Here is a 21,345-nt window from a genome sequence, read left to right on the forward strand (position 1 = left end):
CACTCAGCCCCTGCTCAGGTGCAGTTCCTGGCGCAGATCAGCCAGATACGGAAACGCCTCGCGCCCCTTGTGCACCCGCTCATGCTCCAGGTCTGCCAGCAACTGGCACTCCTCGCGCCCAGCCATGGCCAGCAAGCTGCCATCGGGCCCGATGATGCTGCTTTGCCCGCAATACTGGATCTCGCCCTCGGCCCCGCAATAGTTGGCGTAAACCAGGTAGCACTGGTTTTCCTGCGCCCGCGAGCGCACGGTCACCTGGCAGACAAAGTCGTATGGCGTCATGTTCGCCGTCGGCACCAGGATCAGCTCGGCCCCGCCCAGCGCCAAGCGCCGGGCATTCTCCGGGAACTCGATGTCGTAGCAGATCAACAGCCCGACCTTCCAGCCCTCCAGCTCCACTACTGGGAAGTGATCGGCGCCGGCGCTGAACATCGCGCGGTCCAGCTCGCCGAACAGGTGCGTCTTGCGGTAATTGCACAGGCTGCGGCCGTGGGCATCGATCAGTTGCACACTGTTGTAGATTGCCCCGTCATCGGCACGCTCTGGGTAGCCATAGACGATGGCGATGCGGTGCGCCTGGGCAATCTCCACCACGTCCATGGCTGACGGGCCATCGTCGGCCTCGGCCAGCCGCTCGACCTGTTCCAGGCCAATGTTGTAACCACTGAGGAACATCTCCGGGCACACCAGCAACTGTGCGCCGCGCTCAGCCGCCCGTTGCGCCTGATGGCGCAGCCGTTGCAGGTTGCCGGGCACGTCCAGCGGGTTGGGTGTGCCCTGGAACAGAGCGATGCGCATGCTGCCTCCTTGTCTCAGTCGGCCAGGGCGATAGGCCCGATTTCGTCGAACACGTCGCCTGGGCCGGGGTTGTCCGGGTGGGTCTGGCCACCGAAGTGGTTCATGATACCCCACACCGCATTCAGCGAGGTCTGCACAGCGCCTTCGACCCAGGCTGGGGTCCACGACACGTCGTCGCCGGCGATGAACATGCCGCGGTGTTCGGCGGGCATGTCCTGTTGCATGAAGTGCGCATACATCCGCTGGTTATAGCGGTAGTGGCCAGGCAGTGCGCCTTTGAAAGCGCCGAGGAAGTGCGGGTCGGCTTCCCATGAAATGGTGATCGGGTCGCCGATGATGTGCCCGGCGATATCGGTCTTCGGGTAGATCTTCTTCAAGGCATCGAGTGCCAGCTGAACGCGTTTTTCCACCGGGTGCGGGAGCATCTTCAAGGCATCGCTCATCCACGCATAGGACAGGCAGATCACCCCGGGTTTATCGTCGCCGTTGTCGAACAGGTAGGTACCCCGGGTGAGGCGGTCGGTGAGGGTCATGCTCATCAGGTCGCGGCCGGTTTGCGGATCCTTGTCCTTCCAGAAGGGCCGGTCGACCATCACGAACGTTTTCGACGACTGCATGTAGCGGGTGCGGTCCAGGGCCATCCACATCTTCTGCGAGAACAGCGATTCTTCGCAGTCGATCTGGGTGGTCAGCAGCCAGGTCTGGCAGGTGGCGAGCACGGCGGCGTAATGGCGGGTATCACCCCAGTTGTCGGTGACCGCCAGCTGGCCATCGGCGGCGCGGGCGATGCGTTTGACCCCGGTGCGTGGCGCGCCCCCGTGCAGTGAGCTGAGGCTGGTGCCCTCTGGCCAATGGGCGCAGCGCTCTGGCACATGCCGCCAGATGCCTTGCGGTACCTGCTCCACGCCGCCCACCACCAGGTGCTGATGATCGTCGCAGTTGGTCATCACCACGCGGAAGATTTCCAGCATCGAATTGGGGAAGTCCGAGTCCCACCCCCCGGTGCCGAAGCCGACCTGGCCGAACACCTCGCGGTGCTGGAAGCTCAGCTTGGCGAACGAGCGCGAAGTCGCGACGAAGTCGTAAAAGGTGCGGTCGTCCCACAAGGGTACCAGCGTGTTCCACAGTTCTTTGAGGCGCGGTACGTCACGGTCGCGGATTGCCTGCTGGATCTCGGCAAATTTAGCACCGCTCTCCAGCGCGTCGGCCCAGGCGTTGGCCACTTCGTGGAACAGCTCAGGCAGGTCGGCGGCCTTCTCGGCGTAGTAGGTCTGGCCTTCCAGGTCGATCACCGTGCTGCCCGAGGCCGGTGTCAGCGGGTTGGGGAAGGGTTTGGTCTCCAGGCCCAGCTTGTCCACATAGTGGTAGAAGGCCGTTGAAGAAACCGGAAAGCGCATGCCGCCCAGCTCGGCGATGATCCCGTCGGTGCCGTTGAAGGCCTGTGAACGCAGCCGCCCACCCAGCTTCGAAGCTTCGTACACCACCGGTTTGAGGCCCAGCTTCATCAGCTCGTAGGCCGCCACCAGCCCCGCGATGCCGGCGCCGACGATGGCGACTTCTTCACCGTGCCGTTCGGCCGGGATGCTGCCCAGCCCGGCCGGATGCTCCAGCCAGTCGTCGAAGCCGAAGGGGAAGTCCGGGCCGAAGATGGTGATGGGTTTTTTGCCGTCGGCGGGGTGGCGGTTGTTCTTGTTCATGAAGTGACCTTGCCAGAGCGGCTGCGCGGAGGGCGGAGCCTGAGTATAGGAGATGCCTGGTGGTCATTTTAGGGAGCGGGGTGTTCGTAATTAAGATGAAGAGTATCGGCTAATCACAGCTTTTTTGGTCGAAATGACTAATTTAAGGCGCATTTCGACGATGCATCCTTCAGTAGGCTACCCGCGATCCACCTTGCTGCTGAGGATGATCGACGTCGTCGTCTTCTCCACACCTTCGACGCTGCCTATCTGATCGAGCAGTTGGTCCAATTGCTCCGGTGAATCGCTACGCAACCAGGCCACGTAGTCGAACTCGCCACTCACCGCGCAAAGCTGCTGAACCTGCCCCATGGCGCTCAAGCGTCGCACTACTTCCTTGCCGGAGCGCGGTTGCACCTTGATCCCAACATAAGCCTGCAGGCCGCCGTCGATCAGGCGCTGGCCCAGGCGCACGCCATAGCCGGTGATGATTTTGCCTTTCTCCAGCCGGGCCAGGCGCGAGTTGACGGTGGTGCGAGCGATGCCCAGTTGGCGGGCGAGGGTGGCGACGCTTTCGCGGGCGTTGATCTGCAGCAGGGCTATCAGCTGGCGATCGATTTCGTCGAGTGTGATGGCGCGGGAGTCCGACATGGCAAGTCTCTACAGGGGGCTTGCTAGCCTAGCCAGCCGGTGGCAGGCAGGGCAAGGCAAAGCGTGCTGCGCCGCCCTCTATAATGCGGCATGATAAACGGCCGACTGTACTGGACCCACCGCGTGAACTTTGAAACCTTGCTGGAATGCTGGCGACAGGAGGTCTCCAACAAGAAAAAACCCGGGCGCCGCGTTAGCCTGTTCTTCAACGTTCTGCGCCGAGCGCGCAAGGACAACAAGCTGCGCTTTCTCTTCGCCTACCGCCTGGCCCAATACCTCGATGCCCGCGGCGGCCTGGGCAGGCGCCATGCCCGGCGCATGCAGCAACGGCTCAACCTCAAGTACGCGGTGGACATCGACATTGGCGCGCAGATTGCCCCAGGCCTGCGCATCGCCCACTTGCCGGGCGTCGTGATAACCCGCCACGTGAACATCGGGCGCAACTTTTTCATTCGCCAGAACTGCTCGATCGGCATCAAGACGCTTGGCCTGGCCCAGTATGCATTGCGCATTGGCGACAATGTCAGTTTGGGCGCCAATAGCTGCATCGTGGCCGACCAGATCAGCATCGGCGACAACGTGGTGATCGGCGCCATGTCTCTGGTAACGCGGGATATTCCGGCCAATAACACCTTTTACAACCCGCGCCAAACCACGTTACAGCCAATGGCCGGGCAAGCCTGAGAGGGTTGCCGAATAGCAGACATGAAAAAGCCGCGCATTGGCGCGGCTTGTTCATGTCTGGTGGGCCCACACGGACTCGAACCGTGGACCAAAGGATTATGAGTCCTCTGCTCTAACCAACTGAGCTATAGGCCCTCAGTAAGTGCCGGGATTATAACGAGGGTTTCGAAAGCGTGCCATCCGAAAGATCGGATAGTGCTAAACGAAGAAACGTCGCTGCAAATTCGTCTGGCGGTAGCGGCAGGCTGACGATGTAACCCTGTATCTGCTCACACCCCTCGGCAGCCAGGAAGCGCTGCTGTGCCTGGTTCTCCACCCCTTCGGCAATGATGGTCAGCTGCATGCTGCGCCCAAGGGCGATGATGGCGCGGGCGATGGCGGCATCGTGTGGGTCGTCTGGCAGGCCCCGGATGAATGACTTGTCGATCTTGAGGATGTCCAGCGGCAGGCGCTTGAGGTAACTCAGTGACGAGTAGCCGGTACCGAAGTCGTCGATCGCCAGTTGCACCCCCAGCTGCTTGAGCTCGTGCAATACGGCCAGTGCTTCTTCGGCCTGGCTCATGATGAAGTTTTCGGTGATTTCCAGTTGCAGGTCGCCCGCCTTGAGCTGGTAGGTCTTGAGCAACTGCTCGATGCGTTTGGCCAGGCCATGGTGGCGCAGCTGCGCGCCAGCCAGGTTGATCGACAAGGGGCCGAAGCCTTGGTAGTTCATCTTCCAGTGGTGCATCTGCCGGCAGGCCTGCTCCAGTACCCAATCCCCCAGTTGCAGGATGGTGCCGTTTTCTTCTGCGAGGTGAATGAAGTGTTCCGGCGGCACTTCACCGAAGGTCGGGTGGCTCCAGCGGATCAACGCTTCAGCGCCGACCAGGGTCTGGGTCTTGAGGCTGAACTTGGGCTGGTAGCAAAGGCTCATTTCGTTGCGCTCGACGGCGCGGCGCAATTCGTGTTCCAGGGCGATGCGCTCGCTGGCCTGGGCCGTCAGGTCGCGGGTGTAGGCTTCAACCCGGTTGCGGCCTTTGGCTTTGGAGCGGTACATGGCGGCGTCGGCGTTGCGTATGAGGGTGGCGACGTCGGTGCCGTCCTGCGGGTACAGGCTGATGCCGATGCTGGCGCTGGTGAAGAACTCATGTTCGCCGGCTTGGAACGGCGCGCTGAAGCAGGCCAGCAACTTGTTGGCGATGGCGCTGGCGTCGCTGGGTTTGTGCAGCCCGGGGAGCAGGATGATGAACTCGTCACCGCCCAGGCGGGCCACGGTATCGACATCGCGAACTTGCTCCTTGAGGCGTTGGGCGATGCCTTTGAGCAGCAAGTCGCCGACCGGGTGGCCAAGGCTGTCGTTGATGTGCTTGAAACGGTCGAGGTCGAGGAACAGCACCGCGCCCTGGCGGTTTGAGACCTGCGCGCAGGTGAGCACGGACTGCAGGCGGTTCTCGAACAGGGCGCGGTTGGGCAAGCCAGTGAGCGGGTCGTGGTGGGCCTGGTAGTCAAGCTTGGCCTGGGCGTGCTTGATGCTGGAAATGTCGGCAAATACGGCGACGAAATGCGTGATTTCGCGGTCGCTGTTGCGCACGGCGCTGATGGTCAGCCAGCCCGGGTAAAGTTCGCCATTCTTGCGTTTGTTGTAGATCTCACCTTGCCAGTGGCCTTCGGCGGTGAGCTGGTGCCACATGGCGGCGTAGAAGGCGCTGTCATGCTGGCCGGAGGAGAGCAGGCGCGGGGTCTGGCCGAGGGCTTCGATTTCGCTGTAGCCGGTGATCTCGCTGAAAGCGCGGTTAACCGCGCTGATGCGCTGGTCGATGTCGGTAATCAGCACGCCTTCTGCGGTGTTTTCGAACACGGTGGCAGCCAGTTGCAGTTTTTCCTGCATCAGGTGGCGCTCGGTGATGTCGCGGGCAATGGTCAGCATGCAATCGACGCCAGCAATCGGCAGCGGCCGGGCAGACAGCTCGCACAGGCGGATCTGCCCGTCGCTGCGGCGGATGTGGCAGCTGAAGTCGCGCACGAAGCCATCGCGGGCAAGCTGGTCGATCAGCCGTTTGCGTTCGTTGAGGTCCACCCAGATCCCCAGGTCGAACGAGGTCTGGTCAATGGTCGGGTTGAGGTCGTAGCCGGTCAGGCGGCAGAACCCTTCGTTGACCTCGACCAGCAGGCCATCACTCTGGCGCGACAGCAGCAGCCCGTCCGGTGAGGCATGGAAGGCTTTGGCAAACTTCTCTTCGGACGTTTGCAATTGCTGCTGGGTTTCCTTCAGCTGGCTGATATCGCGCACTGCCACGACAAAGGCCAGGGTGCCGTCGAGCTCGAAGGTTTCGGCTGAGGTGAGGCCTGTGAACAGTTGGCCATTGCTGCGCCGGAAACTCATCTCCAGATTACGGATGCCACCTTGGTGCAGGCGCTCCAGCAGTATTGGCCCGGTGTCTTGCACGCCCCACAGGTCAAGCTCGGTGGCGGTGCGGCCGATCACTTGGCCGGGGCTCAGGCCGATCTGCTCCTCGAAGGCTTCGTTGACCTCCAGCAGGCAGCCGTCGCTATGGCGGGCGATCAGCAGGATGTCGGGGCATTGCTGGAACACCGAAGCGAATTTCTGTTCCGACAGGCGCAGGGCATCTTCGGTGCGCTTGGTTTCGCTGATGTCGATCATCAGCCCGCGCATCAGTGGTCGGTGCCCGTGCTCGATCATGCTGACGATGTTGCGCACCCAGAGGGGTTGGCCATCGGCGCGCATCACTCGGTAATCAAGGCTGTGGTCGCGGCCGGCGGCTGTTTCGCTTTCACAGTAGGCTTGGGCCCAGAGCGCGTCCTCCGGGTGCAGGATGCTGCGCCAGAAGCCTGGCTTGAGCCAATCGTGCAAGGGGTAGCCCAGCAGGTCTTCGGCATGGGGCGAGACGTAGCTGTATGTGAAGTCGTTGGCGTCGGCCTCCCAGGCAATGGCGGACAGGCTTTCGACCAGGCCGCGATAGTGGTACTCGCTGCTGCGCAGTTCCTGTTCCAGGGCGATACGCCTGGAAATCTCCGAGCTGAGCCGACGATTGATGCGTATCACCACCGCGAGGATCGCGATGAGCAGCAGGACGGCGGGCAGGCCATACATGAGCATGTCGTGCCAGAAGGTGCGCTGGTCCACTACGTTGCCCACCCAGCGTTGCTGGATCTGGCTGATTTCCTCGCTGGACATGTCGGCCATGACCTTGTCGAGGATGCCGACAAGGATCTTCTTGTCGCGCGGCGCGGCCATGGCCAACTGGTAACGGTAGGGCGTTTCGCCGCTGACATACAAACCGTCGAGCTTGAGTTGGCGAAGGCTCCAGATGCTCGAGGCGAGGTCACCGACCACGGCATCCACTTCATCGGTAGCCAGCGCCTGCAACGCCGAGCTGACGTTGGGCAGGGCCACCAGGTTGAGATCTGGGTGATGGGTGCGCAGCAACTCGTGGGGGGCATAGTTCTCTACCACGGCGATTTTCAGGCCGTACAGGTCTTTGAGGGTGTGCGGTTGCGGGCCACCTTCATGGGCGAGAATGACGATCGGAAAATCCAGGTAGGGGCGGGTGAAAGCCAGGTAACCCTGGCGTTCGGGCGTCGACATGATGCCGGGCAGCAGGTCGATGCGGCTTTCGCGCGCCTGCGTCAGCACCTCGGTCCAGCTGCTGGGCTCGATGGGCTTTAGCGTCACACCCAGGCGTTCCTGGAGCAAGGCGATGTAATCGGCGGCCAATCCCTGGTACCGGCCTTCCTGGTCTCGAAACTCGAATGGTGGCCAGGAGGCGTCGACGCCCAGCTTCAACTGCGGGTGCGCAGCCAGCCAGGTTTTTTCCTCGTCTGTCAGGGTCAGGGCGCCGGCCGTTGTGTTCCACAGGATCAGGAGCAGCAACAGAATGGCCGGCATTGGCGGCATGGCAGCCTCGCATTCAGATGGTCTGAAGTCGAGTGTAGACGGGCATTCAGCTCGGTGGGTAGCTAGTTGCCATGACCATCTGTCACATAAGAAAAACCCCGGCCTGGGCCGGGGTTTGTCATCACTCGTCGAGGAAGGATCGCAGGTGCTCGCTGCGCGTCGGGTGGCGCAATTTGCGCAACGCCTTCGCTTCGATCTGACGGATCCGTTCACGGGTCACGTCGAACTGCTTGCCGACTTCTTCAAGGGTGTGGTCGGTGTTCATGTCGATACCGAAACGCATGCGCAGCACTTTGGCTTCGCGTGCGGTCAGGCCGGAGAGCACGTCGCGGGTCGCTTCCTTGAGGCTTTCGACCGTGGCTACATCGATCGGGGACTGCATGGTCGAGTCCTCGATGAAGTCGCCCAGGTGCGAATCTTCGTCGTCACCGATCGGTGTTTCCATGGAGATCGGCTCTTTGGCGATCTTCAGCACCTTGCGGATCTTGTCCTCAGGCATCTCCATGCGCTCACCGAGCTCTTCCGGGGTCGGTTCGCGACCCATTTCCTGCAGCATCTGGCGGGAAATGCGGTTGAGCTTGTTGATCGTCTCGATCATGTGCACCGGAATACGGATGGTGCGTGCCTGGTCGGCGATCGAACGGGTGATCGCCTGACGGATCCACCAGGTGGCATAGGTCGAGAACTTGTAGCCGCGACGGTATTCGAACTTGTCCACCGCCTTCATCAAGCCGATGTTGCCTTCCTGGATCAGGTCAAGGAATTGCAGGCCACGGTTGGTGTACTTCTTGGCGATGGAGATCACCAGACGCAGGTTCGCCTCGACCATTTCTTTCTTGGCGCGGCGGGCCTTGGCCTCACCGATGGACATGCGACGGTTGATGTCCTTGATTTCGACGACAGTCAGGCCGGTCTCGGTCTCGAGGTCGATCAGCTTTTGCTGGCAAGCGACAATGGCGGCGTCCTTCTCACCCAGGGCAGCAGCCCATTTGGTGCTGCGCTTGGCCAGGTCACCGCTCCAGGTCTGGTCGGTCTCGTTGCCCGGGAACAGGCGCAGGAAGTCGGCACGCGGCATGCGCGCATCACGTACGCACAGCTGCATGATCGCACGCTCTTGCTGACGCAGACGGCTCAATGCATCACGTACCCGCTCGACCAGTACTTCGAATTGCTTCGGTACCAGTTTGATCGGCATGAACAGATCGGCCAGAGCCTGCATCGCCCCGATGCTCTCGGCATGGTCGCGACCATGCTTCTTGAGGACCTTGAGGGTGATGTCGCGCTGGTCGGATACGGCACCGAAACGCTGGGCTGCGACGACTGGGTCCGGGCCGCTTTCGGCCTCTTCCTCGTCATCACTGCTTTCGGCGTTTTCTTCTTCTTCGTCGTCTTCTTCCTTCGCAGCTGCGGCCTTGGCGCCAGGGATCGGCACTTCTTCGGTCGGAGCGGCGATGTTGTCGTCAGGGTCGATATAACCGCTGAGAACATCGGACAGACGGCCACCTTCGGTGGTGACGCGTTCATATTCGCTGAGGATGTAGTCGACAGTACCCGGGAAGTGAGCGATGGCGCCCATGACTTCACGGATGCCTTCCTCGATCCGCTTGGCGATTTCGATTTCGCCTTCGCGGGTCAGCAGCTCGACGGTGCCCATTTCGCGCATGTACATGCGCACTGGGTCGGTCGTGCGGCCGATATCGGTTTCAACGGCCGCCAACGCTGCTGCGGCTTCTTCGGCCGCGGCTTCGTCGGTGTCGGCTTCCGCCAACAGAAGGGCATCCGCATCCGGAGCACTCTCGAATACGTTGATCCCCATGTCGTTGATCATGCGGATGATGTCTTCCACCTGTTCAGGATCTGAAATATCCTCAGGCAGGTGGTCGTTGACCTCCGCGTAAGTCAGGTAGCCCTGCTCACGACCGCGGGTGATCAACTCTTTGATACGAGACTGCTGTTGCGCTTTTCCGGACATAACACCCTATCCACTGAAGGTCTTGGCGGGCAAAAAACAAGCCGAGGATTATACCCGAGCATGGGCCTCACGCGCCAGATGAGGTCGGCGTTTGTGCGGGAACATTCCGGCTCAGCAAGGCGAGAAGCTGGGTTTTTTCCTCGCTGGTCAACTCACTTTGACGTGATTTCCTGAGCAGTTGTTCCAGGCTTCGCTCGCGTTGGCGGGCGGTCAAGCTAGTTATAGTGTCGAAAAACTGTTGTTCAAGGTTGTCGGCCACGATCAGCCATTCCTTTTCCGCCAGCGCCCGCAAAAGGCGGCCCTGTTCGGTGCCGTGCCAGCGTGCGATCAACTGCATTGAGCTTAGCCCAGGATTTTTCTGCGCGGCTTCGATCAGCGCTACCAGCAATTGGCTGTAGAGGTGTTCTTCGCCGGCGAAGTGGCTGGCGTCCTCGACCTTGCCGGCCAGCAGCGGGTGGTGCAGCAGCGTGCGCAAGGCTGCGAGCGTCGGGGGCTCGACGGGTGCCGGCGTGCGTGGTGGTGCCTCGTCTCGTTGCTGCCAGGGCTTGCCGCCTTTGCGGTTCTTGTCCCAGGGCTTGTCGCCCCACGGCTTCTTGCCGCCACCCTTGTTCGGCTTCCATTGCGGCTCTTGTTGTGCCGGCGCATAGTCGTGCTGCGGCATGTCGCCGTAGTCGGGGGTGTAGCTGGCCATGGCGTCGTAATCGTAGCCAGGGTCGTAGTCCGGCACACTGGTTGCGGCAGGGGCCTGCTGGGCCAGCTGTTCGACCTGTTGCGGGTCTAGGCCGGTGATTTCCTTCAGGCGATTGCGCATCAGTTGGCGCAGGTTGGCGCCTGGGACCTTTTCGATCAACGGTACAGCCAGGGTCGCCATGTGCGCCTTGCCTTCCAGCGAGCGGGGGTCGGCCTCCGCGCTCAGTTGCTCGAAGAAATAGTCCGCCAGCGGCTGGGCATGTTGGTTGATGCGAGCCATGAAGGCATCGGTGCCTTCGGCGCGCACCAGGCTGTCCGGGTCTTCGCCTTCGGGCAGAAACAGGAAGCGCGCACGGCGCCCGTCCTGCAGGGCCGACAGGGTCGATTCCAGGGCGCGCCAGGCGGCCTTGCGCCCGGCCTGGTCGCCGTCGAAGCAGAACAGCACGCTGGGCACCACGCGGAACAGGCGCTTGAGGTGCTCTTCGCTGGTGGCAGTGCCCAGGGTGGCTACGGCATTGCGCAGGCCTTGCTGGGCCAGGGCAATGACGTCCATGTAGCCTTCGACGACGATGATCTCGTCAAGGTTGCGGTTGTGCTTGCGCGCCTCATACAGCCCGTAGAGTTCCTGGCCCTTGTGAAAGACCGGGGTTTCGGGCGAGTTCAGGTACTTGGGCTTGTCGTCCCCCAGCACCCGGCCGCCGAAGGCAATGATGCGCCCGCGGCTGTCGCGTATCGGGAACATCACCCGGTCGCGGAAGCGGTCGTAGCGTTTGCCACTCTCGGCGTTCTCGATCAGCAGGCCGGCGTCGATCATCACCTTCTGCTGCAGCGTGTCGGCACCCAGGTGTTTGAGCAGGTTGTCCCAGCCCGGTGGCGCGAAGCCCAGGCCGAAGTCGCGGGCAATCTCGCCCGAAAGGCCGCGGCCCTTGAGGTAATCCACCGCTGCCTTGCGGGTCGGGTGGCTACGCAGCGCCTGGCGATAGAATTCCGAGGCGGCGTCCAGTAGCGGATAAAGCGGGGAGTCGGTCGGCTGGCGTGGCTTCTGCGAGCGTCGCCCCTCCTCGCGGGGCACTTCCATGCCGGCTGCGCGGGCCAGTTCCTCGACGGCCTGGGGGAAGTCCAGGTTGTCGTGGTCCATGACGAAGCCGAGGGCATTGCCGCCGGCGCCGCAGCCAAAGCAGTAGTAGAACTGCTTGTCGGGGCTGACCGTGAAGGAGGGGGTTTTCTCCTTGTGGAACGGGCAGCAGGCCGAGTAGTTTTTGCCGGTCTTTTTCAGCTGGACGCGTGAACTCACCACGTCGACGATGTCGAGGCGGTTGATCAGGTCATCAATGAAGCTTTGGGGAATCAGCCCGGCCATGGCAGTCTCGTCATCTGGCAACTGGCAAGTCTAATCGCTAGCGCGCCGTTTGGGTGGAGTGCTGCTAGGGGAAGTGCGAGGGAATATGTGCTCGTCGGTAACCACCAGGTTAACCGGAGGTTCGTCAGTCAGGACGTGCACGACTGGTGGGAACCAGCTCTGACGTGTGTAGCATTTTGCCCGCTACAGGTGCGGCGGACGCCTTGTGCTAGCTGCTCAAGGTTTGAAACAAACCGCTGCCAACGGCCCGGCGGTAGCCGGGCAGGGCAGAAGCTTTGCGTAGAACGCTTGTACTGTATTAGTACAGGCGAACGGCGCGGCGCTGTTCGCGCTGAACTTTCTTGGCGTGACGCTTAACAGCAGCAGCTGCTTTACGCTTACGCTCGGCGGTCGGCTTCTCGTAAAACTCGCGGCTACGAACTTCAGCCAGTACACCGGCTTTTTCGCAGGAGCGCTTGAAACGACGCAGAGCTACGTCGAAGGGTTCGTTCTCTTTAACTTTGACGGCTGGCATCCAGGGCTACCTTAATTCATTACCGGGGTAGACGTGCTCCTGGCAAAACAAAGGTGTGCTGGAGAACGTCGGTTTTCAAGGGTTGCGGATGTTAACCCTTAGTACGCCGGAATGCAAAGCCTCTGATCGAAAACCGCTGGTCGGCACCCGGCACGGGGACTATCATGCGCGGCTTCGAAATCAGCCCCCACAAGGGACGAGCCCATGCTAGTACTGGGATTGGAAACATCCTGCGACGAAACCGGCGTCGCATTATACGACAGTGAGCGCGGTTTGTTAGCTGACGCGCTGTTCAGCCAGATCGACCTGCACCGCGTGTTTGGCGGGGTGGTGCCCGAACTTGCCTCGCGTGATCACGTCAAGCGCATGCTGCCCCTCATCCGTCAGGTGTTGGACGAGGCGGGGTGCGTGGCCACCGAGATCGACGCCATCGCCTACACCGCGGGTCCTGGCCTGGTCGGTGCCTTGTTGGTCGGTGCTTCGTGCGCGCAGGCGTTAGCCTTTGCCTGGGACATCCCGGCGATCGGTGTACACCACATGGAAGGCCATCTGTTGGCCCCCATGCTGGAGGAAAACCCTCCGCAATTTCCGTTCGTCGCTTTGTTGGTATCTGGCGGGCACACCCAGCTGGTTCGCGTCGATGGCATTGGCCAATACGAACTGCTGGGCGAGAGCCTGGACGACGCTGCAGGTGAAGCATTCGACAAGACTGCCAAGCTGATCGGCCTGAATTACCCAGGCGGCCCGGAAATCGCTCGGCTTGCCGAGAAAGGCGTACCGGGGCGCTTCGTATTCCCGCGGCCAATGACCGACCGCCCGGGCCTGGCGTTCAGCTTCAGCGGGCTCAAGACCTTCGCCCTGAACACCTGGCAGCAATGCCGCGATGCTGGCGACGACAATGAGCAAACCCGTTGCGACGTGTCCCTGGCGTTCCAGCAGGCGGTGGTGGACACTCTGACCATCAAGTGCAAGCGCGCACTGAAGCAGACAGGCCTCAAGCGCTTGGTGATAGCCGGTGGCGTGAGCGCAAACAAAGCGCTGCGCCTGTCCCTCGAGGACATGCTCGCGAGCATCAAAGGCAATGTGTACTACGCCCGCCCGCAGTTCTGTACCGATAACGGCGCGATGATCGCCTACGCGGGTTGCCAACGGCTATTGGCCGGGCAGCAGCAGGGCCTGGCGATCAGCGTGCAGGCGCGTTGGCCGATGGAGCAGTTGCCGCCGCTTTGAATGAGCCTACGCGAATGTCAGAAGTGACGTTCGCGCCCGGCGAACAGGTCGCGCAGATTGTTGCGATGCCGCCACACGATCATCAGGGTGAGCACGCTGATCGGCAGCAGCGCCTCGGGCTCGCGCCAGGCCAGCAGTGGTAGGGTCAGAGGTGTTGCGATCAGCGCCGCCAGCGAACTGGTACGGCTGAGGTAGAAGGTCAGTAGCCAGGCGCTGATCGCCAGCAGCGCGGCGGGGAAGTAAAGGCCCATCAGCATGCCTGCCGCAGTCGCTACGCCCTTGCCGCCCTGGAAGCGGAAGTACACGGGGAACAGGTGGCCAAGCACGGCGCAGACGCCGACCCAGCCCTGCGCTTGCAGGTCAAGCCCGGCCCCGCGTGCGATCAATACGGGCAACAAGCCCTTGCACAGGTCGCCAAGCAGGGTCAGGATCGCCATTTTACGGCCCGCCAGGCGTAGCATGTTGGTGGCGCCGGCATTGCCCGAACCGCTGGAACGTGGGTCCGGGCTGCCCGAAAGGCGGCTTAGAACAATGGCAAAGGACAGCGAGCCGAGCAGGTAGGCGAGCAGCGCCAGTAACCAAAACATGCTAACTATTCCGGGCGAGGACGCCCTGATTCTAACGGCGCCAGTCGCCCTTGTCGTGCTGTGGAGAGAAGTGCTTGGACAGAGTGTTCATCGAAGGCCTGGAAGTCGATACCGTCATCGGTGCCTATGACTGGGAACGGGATATTCGCCAGTGCCTGCGCCTGGACCTGAGTTTTGCCTGGGACAATCGCCCGGCAGCGGCCGGCGATGACCTGAACCTGGCGCTGGACTACGCCAGCGTTTCGGCGCGTATCCAGGTCTTTGCCGAGCAGGCGCGCTTCGAGTTGGTGGAGACATTCGCCGAGCGCTTGGTGGCCACCTTGATGGCAGAGTTCCACATTCCCTGGGTGCGCCTCAAGCTGACCAAGCCGGGCGCGGTCCCTGCGGCCCGTGGCGGTGTAGGCGTGGAGATCGAGCGCGGATGTCTCTGAGCACGGTTTACCTGGGCCTTGGCAGCAACATCGACCGTCACACGCACCTGTGTGCAGGGCTCGATGCGTTGGCAGCTATCCTCACCGAAATGCGCTGTTCTCCTGCGTTCGAGAGCCAGCCGGTAGGGATCAAGAGTGGTCCGTTCATCAACTTTGTGGTGACTGGCAAGACCGATTTGCCGTTGATGGAGCTGGGCCGTCGGCTCAAGTTCATCGAAGCGGAAAACGGTCGCTATGCGCCTGACCGCAAGGGTTTGCCGCTGGACATCGACGTGCTGATGTACGACGGCTTGCTGGGCAGTTTCGAAGGGCTGGAGCTGCCCCGGGCGGAGATTCTGAAGAATGCGTTCGTGCTGTGGCCGTTGTCGTTGCTGGCGCCTGAGCTGGTGCACCCCGGTGTAGGGCAGACCATGGCGCAGTTGTGGCAGCAGGCGCATATTGACCAGGTGCTGGCGCCAGTAGCGTTCGAGTGGCGGGGGTTGCAGCTGACCCAGCCTTGACGGCTTTTCGCGCTCCCTCGTGGGGCGCCCCCGGCAGGGCCGCGCCCACAGGGCGGGTGGGTCAGCTGGCTTTGTAAACGGCGAGCGCTTCAAGTCGCTTGTGCTTTAGCGCTTCACCCAGCTCTTGGCCCTTCAGGCCTGCCTCCACCAGCGGCTTCACATCCACCGCCCTGGCTGCTGATGCCGCACCACGCAGGTAGTCAGCTTGTGGATAAGCGTGAACCTCATTGCCCAGTGCTTCCATTTCACACGCGTTGATAAAGTCCTCGAAACGCTGCGGGCGCCGGTAAACGTCGAACTTCTGCAGCAGCTCCAGCAAAGTCTCGGGCTCGAGCTCGAAAGCCCGGCGTCCCTGCCCGCCAAACTCACCCACCAGCGTGGATAGCTCCTGGCATTCACGCGGCGCCTTGAAGCGCTGGTTGAGTGCTTTGATGGAGGCTTGATCCAAACCGTGTAGCAGGCATGCCCAGCGCACGTGCAGGGGCTGATGATGCCTGGCGGCCTGGGTGAGCGCAGCCAGTGAGGTTGAGGCCTGCTCAAGCTCAGGCATCAGCTCCTTCAAGGCCCCGCAGTCGCGTAACACTTGGATGAACACCTGAGGCTCGTCTTCCAGCAGTGCCCGCTCGATCTCCTTCCAGCTCCGTTCTGCGGTCAACGCCTGCAGTTCGCCCGAAGCACTGATGTGTCGCATCAGCTCCAGCGTTTGATCTGCCACCTTGAACCCCAGCGGCGCATAGCGTGCAGCAAAGCGGGCGACACGCAAGACGCGCAGGGGATCTTCGGCGAATGCCGGGGAAACATGGCGCAGAAGGCGCTTTTCGAGGTCGGCTTGGCCCTTATACGGGTCCAGCACATTGCCTTGCTCGTCTTCAGCCATCGCGTTGATGGTGAGGTCGCGACGGATCAGGTCTTCTTCGAGCGTGACGTCGGGGCTTGCATGGAAGGTGAAGCCACCATAGCCTCGCCCGCTCTTGCGCTCGGTGCGCGCAAGGGCATATTCCTCGCCCGTCTTGGGATGCAGGAAAACCGGGAAGTCGGCACCGACCGGGCGAAAGCCCTTGGCGTGCATTTCTTCGACGGTAGCGCCGACCACCAGCCAGTCGATATCGCTGACCGGGCGCCCGAGCAGGCGGTCGCGTACTGCGCCGCCGACTTTGTAGATGTGCATGTGCAGCCTCCATTACTGCCGACAGGATACCCTGTCGGCAGTAATGGGTGGCGTACAAGCTAGAGGTGATGGATAACGGCGAGGTCCATGCGGCCATAGTCGCCGCTGTCGCCGTGTTCGCCCCGAGGCGGCATGTGGTGGGTCTTGACCACTTGATCGCCTTGCACGGTTTCCAGATGGATGTCGAAGCCCCACAGGCGGTGCAGGTGCTTGAGTACTTCTTCGGTGGAATCGCCCAGCGGTTTGCGGTTGTGCTGCTGGTGGCGAAGCGTCAGCGAGCGGTCGCCACGGCGGTCGATGCTCCAGATCTGCACGTTGGGTTCGCGGTTGCCAAGGTTGTATTGAGCTGCCAGCAGCTCGCGGATGACCCTGTAGCCGGCCTCGTCATGGATGGCCGGTACCAGCAGGTCGTCGCGTTGATCGTCGTCGAGGATGCTGAACAGCTTGAGGTCACGGATCACCTTGGGTGACAGGTACTGCAGGATGAAGCTTTCATCCTTGAAGCTGCTCATGGCGAACTTGATGGTCGACAGCCAGTCGCTGCCAGCAATGTCCGGGAACCAGCGGCGATCTTCCTCGGTGGGGTTCTCGCAGATGCGACGTATGTCGGTGTACATGGCAAAACCCAGGGCGTAAGGGTTGATGCCGCTGTAGTAGGGGCTGTCGAAACCAGGTTGGTAAACCACGCTGGTGTGCGACTGCAAGAATTCCATCATGAAACCTTCGGTGATCAGGCCCTCGTCGTACAGGTCGTTCATCAGCGTGTAGTGCCAGAAGGTAGCCCAGCCTTCGTTCATGACCTGGGTCTGGCGCTGCGGGTAGAAGTACTGGGCAATCTTGCGCACGATGCGCACCACTTCACGCTGCCAGGGTTCGAGCAGTGGTGCGTTCTTTTCAATGAAATAAAGGATGTTTTCCTGAGGTTCGGCGGGGAACCTCGCATCATCGCGTTCGCCCCCTTTCTCGGCGCTTTTGGGGATGGTGCGCCACAGGTCGTTGATCTGGCGCTGCAAGTGTTCTTCACGCTCCTTTTGCCGACGCCGCTCTTCCTCGGCGGAAATCGGGTAAGGGCGTTTGTAGCGGTCCACGCCGTAGTTCATCAAGGCATGGCAGGAGTCGATAAGGTCTTCGACGGCATCGATCCCGTGGCGCTCTTCACACTGTGCAATGTACTGCTTGGCAAACACCAGGTAGTCGATGATTGAACTGGCATCGGTCCAGGTGCGGAACAGGTAATTGCCCTTGAAGAAGCTGTTATGGCCATAGCAGGCATGGGCGATCACCAGTGCCTGCATGCACATGGTGTTTTCTTCCATCAGGTAAGCGATGCACGGGTCCGAGTTGATCACGATCTCGTACGCCAGACCCATTTGGCCGCGGCTGTAGGATTTCTCGGTACTCAGGAACTGCTTGCCATAGGACCAATGGTGATAACCCAGCGGCATGCCGACGGAGGCGTACGCGTCCATCATTTGCTCGGCAGTGATCACCTCGATCTGGTTGGGGTAGGTATCCAGGGCATAGCGTTCGGCCAGGCGGCTGATTTCCCGGTCGTATGTCTGGATCAGCTCGAACGTCCACTCTGACCCGGTGGATATGGGTTGGCGTCTCTGTGCTCTGGCGGTCATGTGGCTAACCTGCGCTGGAAGAGTTCACGGAAGACCGGGTAGATATCGCCGGCCGATACCAACTGCTGCTGGGCGAATGTGTCGGGGAAAGCCTCGCCGATCCGCTCATACTCGTACCACAACGCCTGGTGCTCACGCGGGGTGATCTCGACGTAAGTGTAGTACTGCACATGCGGCATGATCTGTTTGGAGAGGATCTCCCGGCAAATGGGCGAGTCGTCGTTCCAGTTGTCGCCGTCGGAGGCCTGTGCCGCGTAGATGTTCCAGTCACTGGCCGGGTAACGTTCGGCCATGATTTCCTGCATCATCTTGAGCGCGCTGGAAACGATGGTGCCGCCAGTCTCGCGTGAGTAGAAGAACTCTTCCTCATCCACTTCGCGGGCGCTGGTGTGGTGACGAATGAACACCACCTCGATGCGGTCGTAATTGCGCTTGAGGAACAGGTACAGCAGGATGAAGAACCGTTTGGCAATGTCCTTGGTGGCCTGTGTCATCGAGCCAGACACGTCCATCAGGCAGAACATCACGGCCTTGGAACTAGGGTTGGGCTGTTTGACCAACAGGTTGTACTTGAGGTCGAAGGTGTCGAGGAAGGGCAGGCGATTGATGCGTGCCTTCAGCCGATCGATCTCTTGTTCGACTTCCTGGATATCGGTGAAGTTGTCTGGTTCCTCGACTTTCAACCGGTCCAGTTCTTTTTGCGCTTCGCGCAGCAAGGCGCGGCTGCTGCCGGTCAGGGCAATGCGCCGGGCATGGGCCGAACGCAGGGTACGAACGATGTTGATGCGTGACGGGTTGCCTTCATTGGCGATACCGGCACGTACGGTCTTGAAGGTATCAGCGCCGGTCAGGTGGCGTTTGACCAGGTTGGGCAGTTCGAGGTCTTCGAACATGAACTCGAGGAACTCTTCCTGGGTGATCTGGAAGACAAATTCATCCATCCCTTCGCCAGAATTGCCTGCCTTGCCGCGGCCACCGCCGCCGCCGCCACCCTGGGGCCTGGGGATGTGTTCGCCGGCGGTGAATTCCTTGTTGCCGGGGTGCACGATGGTCTGCTTGCCGCCACGACCGTGGTGCAATACCGGTTCATCGATGTCCCGTCCTGGAATGCTGATCTGCTCGCCATGCTCCATGTCCATGATGGAGCGGCGGCTCACCGCCTCTTCGACGGCCTTCTTGATGTGGTCACGGTAGCGCCGCAGAAAACGCTGGCGGTTGACCGTGCTCTTGTTCTTGCCGTTCAGGCGTCGGTCGATTACGTAGCTCATGGTCCCTCCGGTAGCTGGGAACAGCTGCACGCTTCAAGCTACGAGCTGCGCGTAAAAGCAGCCGCCGCCGCCCGCGGCTGCCACTGCAGCCTTGGGCGCGCGGTTTGTAGCTTGCCGCTTTATTGCGATTTCCTGACCCGCAGGTACCATTCCGACAGCAGCCGAACCTGCTTGTCGGTGTAACCACGCTCCACCATTCGGGTGACGAAGTCGTTGTGTTTCTTCTGGTCTTCTTTGCTGGCCTTGGCATTGAAGCTGATGACCGGCAGCAGGTCTTCGGTGTTGGAGAACATTTTCTTCTCGATCACCACCCGCAGCTTTTCATAGCTCAGCCAGCTTGGGTTCTTGCCGTTGTTGTTGGCGCGTGCGCGCAATACGAAGTTGACGATCTCGTTGCGGAAGTCTTTCGGGTTGCTGATACCTGCCGGCTTCTCGATCTTCTCCAGCTCTTCGTTGAGGGCGATACGGTTGAGGATTTCGCCGGTTTCCGGGTCGCGATACTCCTGGTCCTGGATCCAGAAGTCGGCGTACAGCACGTAACGATCGAAGATGTTTTGCCCGTACTCGCTGTACGACTCGAGGTAAGCGGTCTGGATTTCCTTGCCGATGAACTCGATGTAGCGCGGTGCCAGGTACTCTTTGAGGTAGCGAAGGTAGCGTTCGCGCACTTCCGCCGGGAACTGCTCCTGCTCGATCTGCTGTTCCAGCACATACAGCAGATGAACGGGGTTGGCCGCAATTTCGTGGGGGTCGAAGTTGAAGACCTTGGACAGGATCTTGAACGCAAAGCGGGTCGACAGGCCGTTCATGCCTTCATCGACGCCGGCTGAATCGCGGTACTCCTGGATCGACTTGGCTTTCGGGTCGGTGTCCTTGAGGTTTTCGCCGTCGTAGACGCGCATCTTCGAGTAGATGTTGGAGTTTTCAGGCTCCTTGAGGCGCGACAGTACAGTGAACTGGGCAAGCATCTTGAGCGTATCGGGTGCGCAATGGGCCTTGGACAGCGAGCTGTTGACCAGCAGTTTGTCGTAGATCTTGATTTCGTCGCTGACGCGCAGGCAGTACGGCACCTTGACGATGTAGATCCGGTCGATGAACGCCTCGTTGTTCTTGTTGTTGCGGAAGGTGTGCCACTCCGATTCGTTGGAGTGGGCAAGCAGGATACCGGTGTAGGGAATTGCCCCCAGCCCCTCGGTGCTGTTGTAGTTGCCTTCCTGGGTCGCCGTAAGCAGTGGGTGCAGGACCTTGATCGGCGCCTTGAACATCTCGACGAATTCCATCAAGCCCTGGTTGGCCCGGCACAGCGCGCCCGAGTAGCTGTAGGCGTCGGCGTCGTTCTGCGGGTATTCCTCGAGCTTGCGGATATCCACCTTGCCCACGAGGGCGGAGATATCCTGGTTGTTCTCATCGCCCGGCTCGGTCTTGGCGATGGCGATCTGGTTAAGGATCGACGGGTAGAGTTTGACCACCTTGAACTTGGAGATATCGCCGCCAAACTCTTGCAGGCGCTTGGTGGCCCAAGGCGACATGATGGTGTTCAGGTAGCGCCGTGGGATACCAAACTCTTCCTCGAGAATGGCCCCATCTTCGGTGGCATTGAACAAGCCCAATGGCGATTCGAATACAGGTGAACCCTTGATGGCGTAGAAGGGCACCTTTTCCATCAGTTGCTTGAGCTTTTCGGCCAGCGACGACTTGCCGCCGCCTACCGGGCCCAGGAGGTAGAGGATCTGTTTCTTCTCTTCCAGGCCCTGAGCGGCATGGCGGAAGTACGACACGATCTGGTCGATGCATTCTTCCATGCCGTGGAAGTCTTCAAAGGCCGGGTAGCGCCGGATGACTTTGTTGGAAAATATTCGCGAAAGCCTTGAATTGTTGGAGGTGTCGACAAGCTCCGGTTCGCCGATGGCCAGCAACAGCCGTTCAGCCGCCGATGCATAGGCGCTGCGATCCGCTTTGCACAGCTCAAGGTACTCCTGCAGCGATAGTTCTTCCTGGCGGGTGGACTCGAAACGCTGTTGGAAGTGGCTAAAAATACTCATGACGTCACCTCGCTCGATACGTGGAGACGACGCCGGATCAGTCAGCTGATGCTGGCATGCAATCGGGTTCGCCGATTGCTGTATACCCCCCAGAACACCCTGTAACGCTACCGATGACCCGCACGCCGGTGTACCGGCTCTCCCCTTTTTTTGGATGGCCTGCGCTTAAGAATAGTTGGTTATCCGCAAGGTCAAGGGCAAGCGGCGGAGAAGTTACGAACGACCGTTCGTCAGGTGAGGCGCAAGCCCGC

Annotated in this window: 16 protein-coding genes and 1 tRNA gene; 4 read left to right on the forward strand and 13 right to left on the reverse strand. The window is 61.0% G+C overall.

Annotated elements, in window-relative coordinates; all coding sequences use genetic code 11:
* Nucleotides 1–3: 3 nt before the first annotated feature.
* The 3 genes from ACFY68_RS19205 to ACFY68_RS19215 form a co-directional block, all read right to left on the reverse strand.
* Nucleotides 4–798, reverse strand: a complete 795-nt coding sequence (locus ACFY68_RS19205; protein ID WP_387530420.1) for a carbon-nitrogen hydrolase family protein — start codon at nucleotides 796–798, stop codon at nucleotides 4–6.
* 14 nt (nucleotides 799–812) lie between these two features.
* Entirely contained in the window at nucleotides 813–2,495 is a 1,683-nt protein-coding gene (locus ACFY68_RS19210; protein WP_387530423.1) for a flavin monoamine oxidase family protein, read from the reverse strand.
* 177 nt (nucleotides 2,496–2,672) lie between these two features.
* Nucleotides 2,673–3,125, reverse strand: coding sequence for an Lrp/AsnC family transcriptional regulator (locus tag ACFY68_RS19215; RefSeq protein WP_346613644.1), 453 nt, complete (start codon nucleotides 3,123–3,125; stop codon nucleotides 2,673–2,675).
* Nucleotides 3,126–3,248: 123 nt separating this feature from the next.
* Between ACFY68_RS19215 and ACFY68_RS19220 the strand changes: the two genes are divergently transcribed.
* Nucleotides 3,249–3,809 carry a serine acetyltransferase gene (locus tag ACFY68_RS19220; RefSeq protein ID WP_387530427.1) on the forward strand — a complete coding sequence of 187 codons (561 nt, stop codon included), beginning with the start codon at nucleotides 3,249–3,251 and terminating at the stop codon, nucleotides 3,807–3,809.
* A gap of 58 nt (nucleotides 3,810–3,867) precedes the next feature.
* On the opposite strand, the gene ACFY68_RS19225 is transcribed toward ACFY68_RS19220, so the two are convergent.
* The 5 genes from ACFY68_RS19225 to rpsU form a co-directional block, all read right to left on the reverse strand.
* Nucleotides 3,868–3,944 (reverse strand) — tRNA-Ile (locus ACFY68_RS19225).
* 16 nt (nucleotides 3,945–3,960) lie between these two features.
* Nucleotides 3,961–7,704 (reverse strand): EAL domain-containing protein, encoded by a 3,744-nt coding sequence (locus tag ACFY68_RS19230; RefSeq protein WP_387530430.1) that lies wholly within the window; start codon nucleotides 7,702–7,704, stop codon nucleotides 3,961–3,963.
* A 121-nt stretch (nucleotides 7,705–7,825) separates the two neighbouring features.
* Complete coding sequence (gene rpoD, locus ACFY68_RS19235) at nucleotides 7,826–9,676, reverse strand: RNA polymerase sigma factor RpoD (protein ID WP_387530433.1); 1,851 nt, start codon at nucleotides 9,674–9,676, stop codon at nucleotides 7,826–7,828.
* A 67-nt stretch (nucleotides 9,677–9,743) separates the two neighbouring features.
* Nucleotides 9,744–11,726, reverse strand: a complete 1,983-nt coding sequence (dnaG, locus tag ACFY68_RS19240) for a DNA primase (RefSeq protein ID WP_387530436.1) — start codon at nucleotides 11,724–11,726, stop codon at nucleotides 9,744–9,746.
* Nucleotides 11,727–12,024: 298 nt separating this feature from the next.
* Entirely contained in the window at nucleotides 12,025–12,240 is a 216-nt protein-coding gene (gene rpsU, locus ACFY68_RS19245) for a 30S ribosomal protein S21 (RefSeq protein WP_003255575.1), read from the reverse strand.
* Between the two features lie 204 nt (nucleotides 12,241–12,444).
* On the opposite strand from rpsU, the gene tsaD reads away from it, so the two are divergent.
* Complete coding sequence (gene tsaD / locus ACFY68_RS19250) at nucleotides 12,445–13,470, forward strand: tRNA (adenosine(37)-N6)-threonylcarbamoyltransferase complex transferase subunit TsaD (RefSeq protein ID WP_387530442.1); 1,026 nt, start codon at nucleotides 12,445–12,447, stop codon at nucleotides 13,468–13,470.
* 17 nt (nucleotides 13,471–13,487) lie between these two features.
* Here the strand turns inward: tsaD and plsY are convergent, their stop codons facing one another.
* On the reverse strand, nucleotides 13,488–14,057 hold the full coding sequence (plsY, locus tag ACFY68_RS19255) for a glycerol-3-phosphate 1-O-acyltransferase PlsY (RefSeq protein WP_346613650.1): 570 nt from the start codon (nucleotides 14,055–14,057) through the stop codon (nucleotides 13,488–13,490).
* Between the two features lie 74 nt (nucleotides 14,058–14,131).
* Between plsY and folB the strand changes: the two genes are divergently transcribed.
* Together folB and folK are read left to right on the forward strand one after the other, a co-directional pair.
* Nucleotides 14,132–14,488, forward strand: coding sequence for a dihydroneopterin aldolase (gene folB, locus ACFY68_RS19260; RefSeq protein WP_387530445.1), 357 nt, complete (start codon nucleotides 14,132–14,134; stop codon nucleotides 14,486–14,488).
* Nucleotides 14,479–14,988, forward strand: a complete 510-nt coding sequence (gene folK, locus ACFY68_RS19265) for a 2-amino-4-hydroxy-6-hydroxymethyldihydropteridine diphosphokinase (RefSeq protein WP_387530448.1) — start codon at nucleotides 14,479–14,481, stop codon at nucleotides 14,986–14,988. Before folB ends, folK begins: the two co-directional genes overlap by 10 nt.
* 61 nt (nucleotides 14,989–15,049) lie before the next feature.
* On the opposite strand, the gene ACFY68_RS19270 is transcribed toward folK, so the two are convergent.
* The 4 genes from ACFY68_RS19270 to ACFY68_RS19285 all read right to left on the reverse strand — a co-directional run bounded on the left by ACFY68_RS19270 (nucleotide 15,050) and on the right by ACFY68_RS19285 (nucleotide 21,094).
* Nucleotides 15,050–16,156 (reverse strand): multifunctional CCA addition/repair protein, encoded by a 1,107-nt coding sequence (locus ACFY68_RS19270; protein WP_387530451.1) that lies wholly within the window; start codon nucleotides 16,154–16,156, stop codon nucleotides 15,050–15,052.
* 59 nt (nucleotides 16,157–16,215) lie between these two features.
* Complete coding sequence (locus tag ACFY68_RS19275; protein ID WP_346613654.1) at nucleotides 16,216–17,784, reverse strand: SpoVR family protein; 1,569 nt, start codon at nucleotides 17,782–17,784, stop codon at nucleotides 16,216–16,218.
* Nucleotides 17,781–19,052: a YeaH/YhbH family protein gene (locus ACFY68_RS19280; RefSeq protein ID WP_346613655.1), complete on the reverse strand. Its 1,272-nt coding sequence runs from the start codon at nucleotides 19,050–19,052 to the stop codon at nucleotides 17,781–17,783. The genes ACFY68_RS19275 and ACFY68_RS19280 overlap by 4 nt, the downstream gene beginning before the upstream one ends.
* Nucleotides 19,053–19,171: 119 nt before the next feature.
* Nucleotides 19,172–21,094, reverse strand: a complete 1,923-nt coding sequence (locus ACFY68_RS19285) for a PrkA family serine protein kinase (protein WP_387530455.1) — start codon at nucleotides 21,092–21,094, stop codon at nucleotides 19,172–19,174.
* Nucleotides 21,095–21,345 lie beyond the last annotated feature (251 nt).

Source organism: Pseudomonas sp. NPDC012596 (genome assembly GCF_042902325.1).
Taxonomy (GTDB): Bacteria; Pseudomonadota; Gammaproteobacteria; order Pseudomonadales; family Pseudomonadaceae; genus Aquipseudomonas.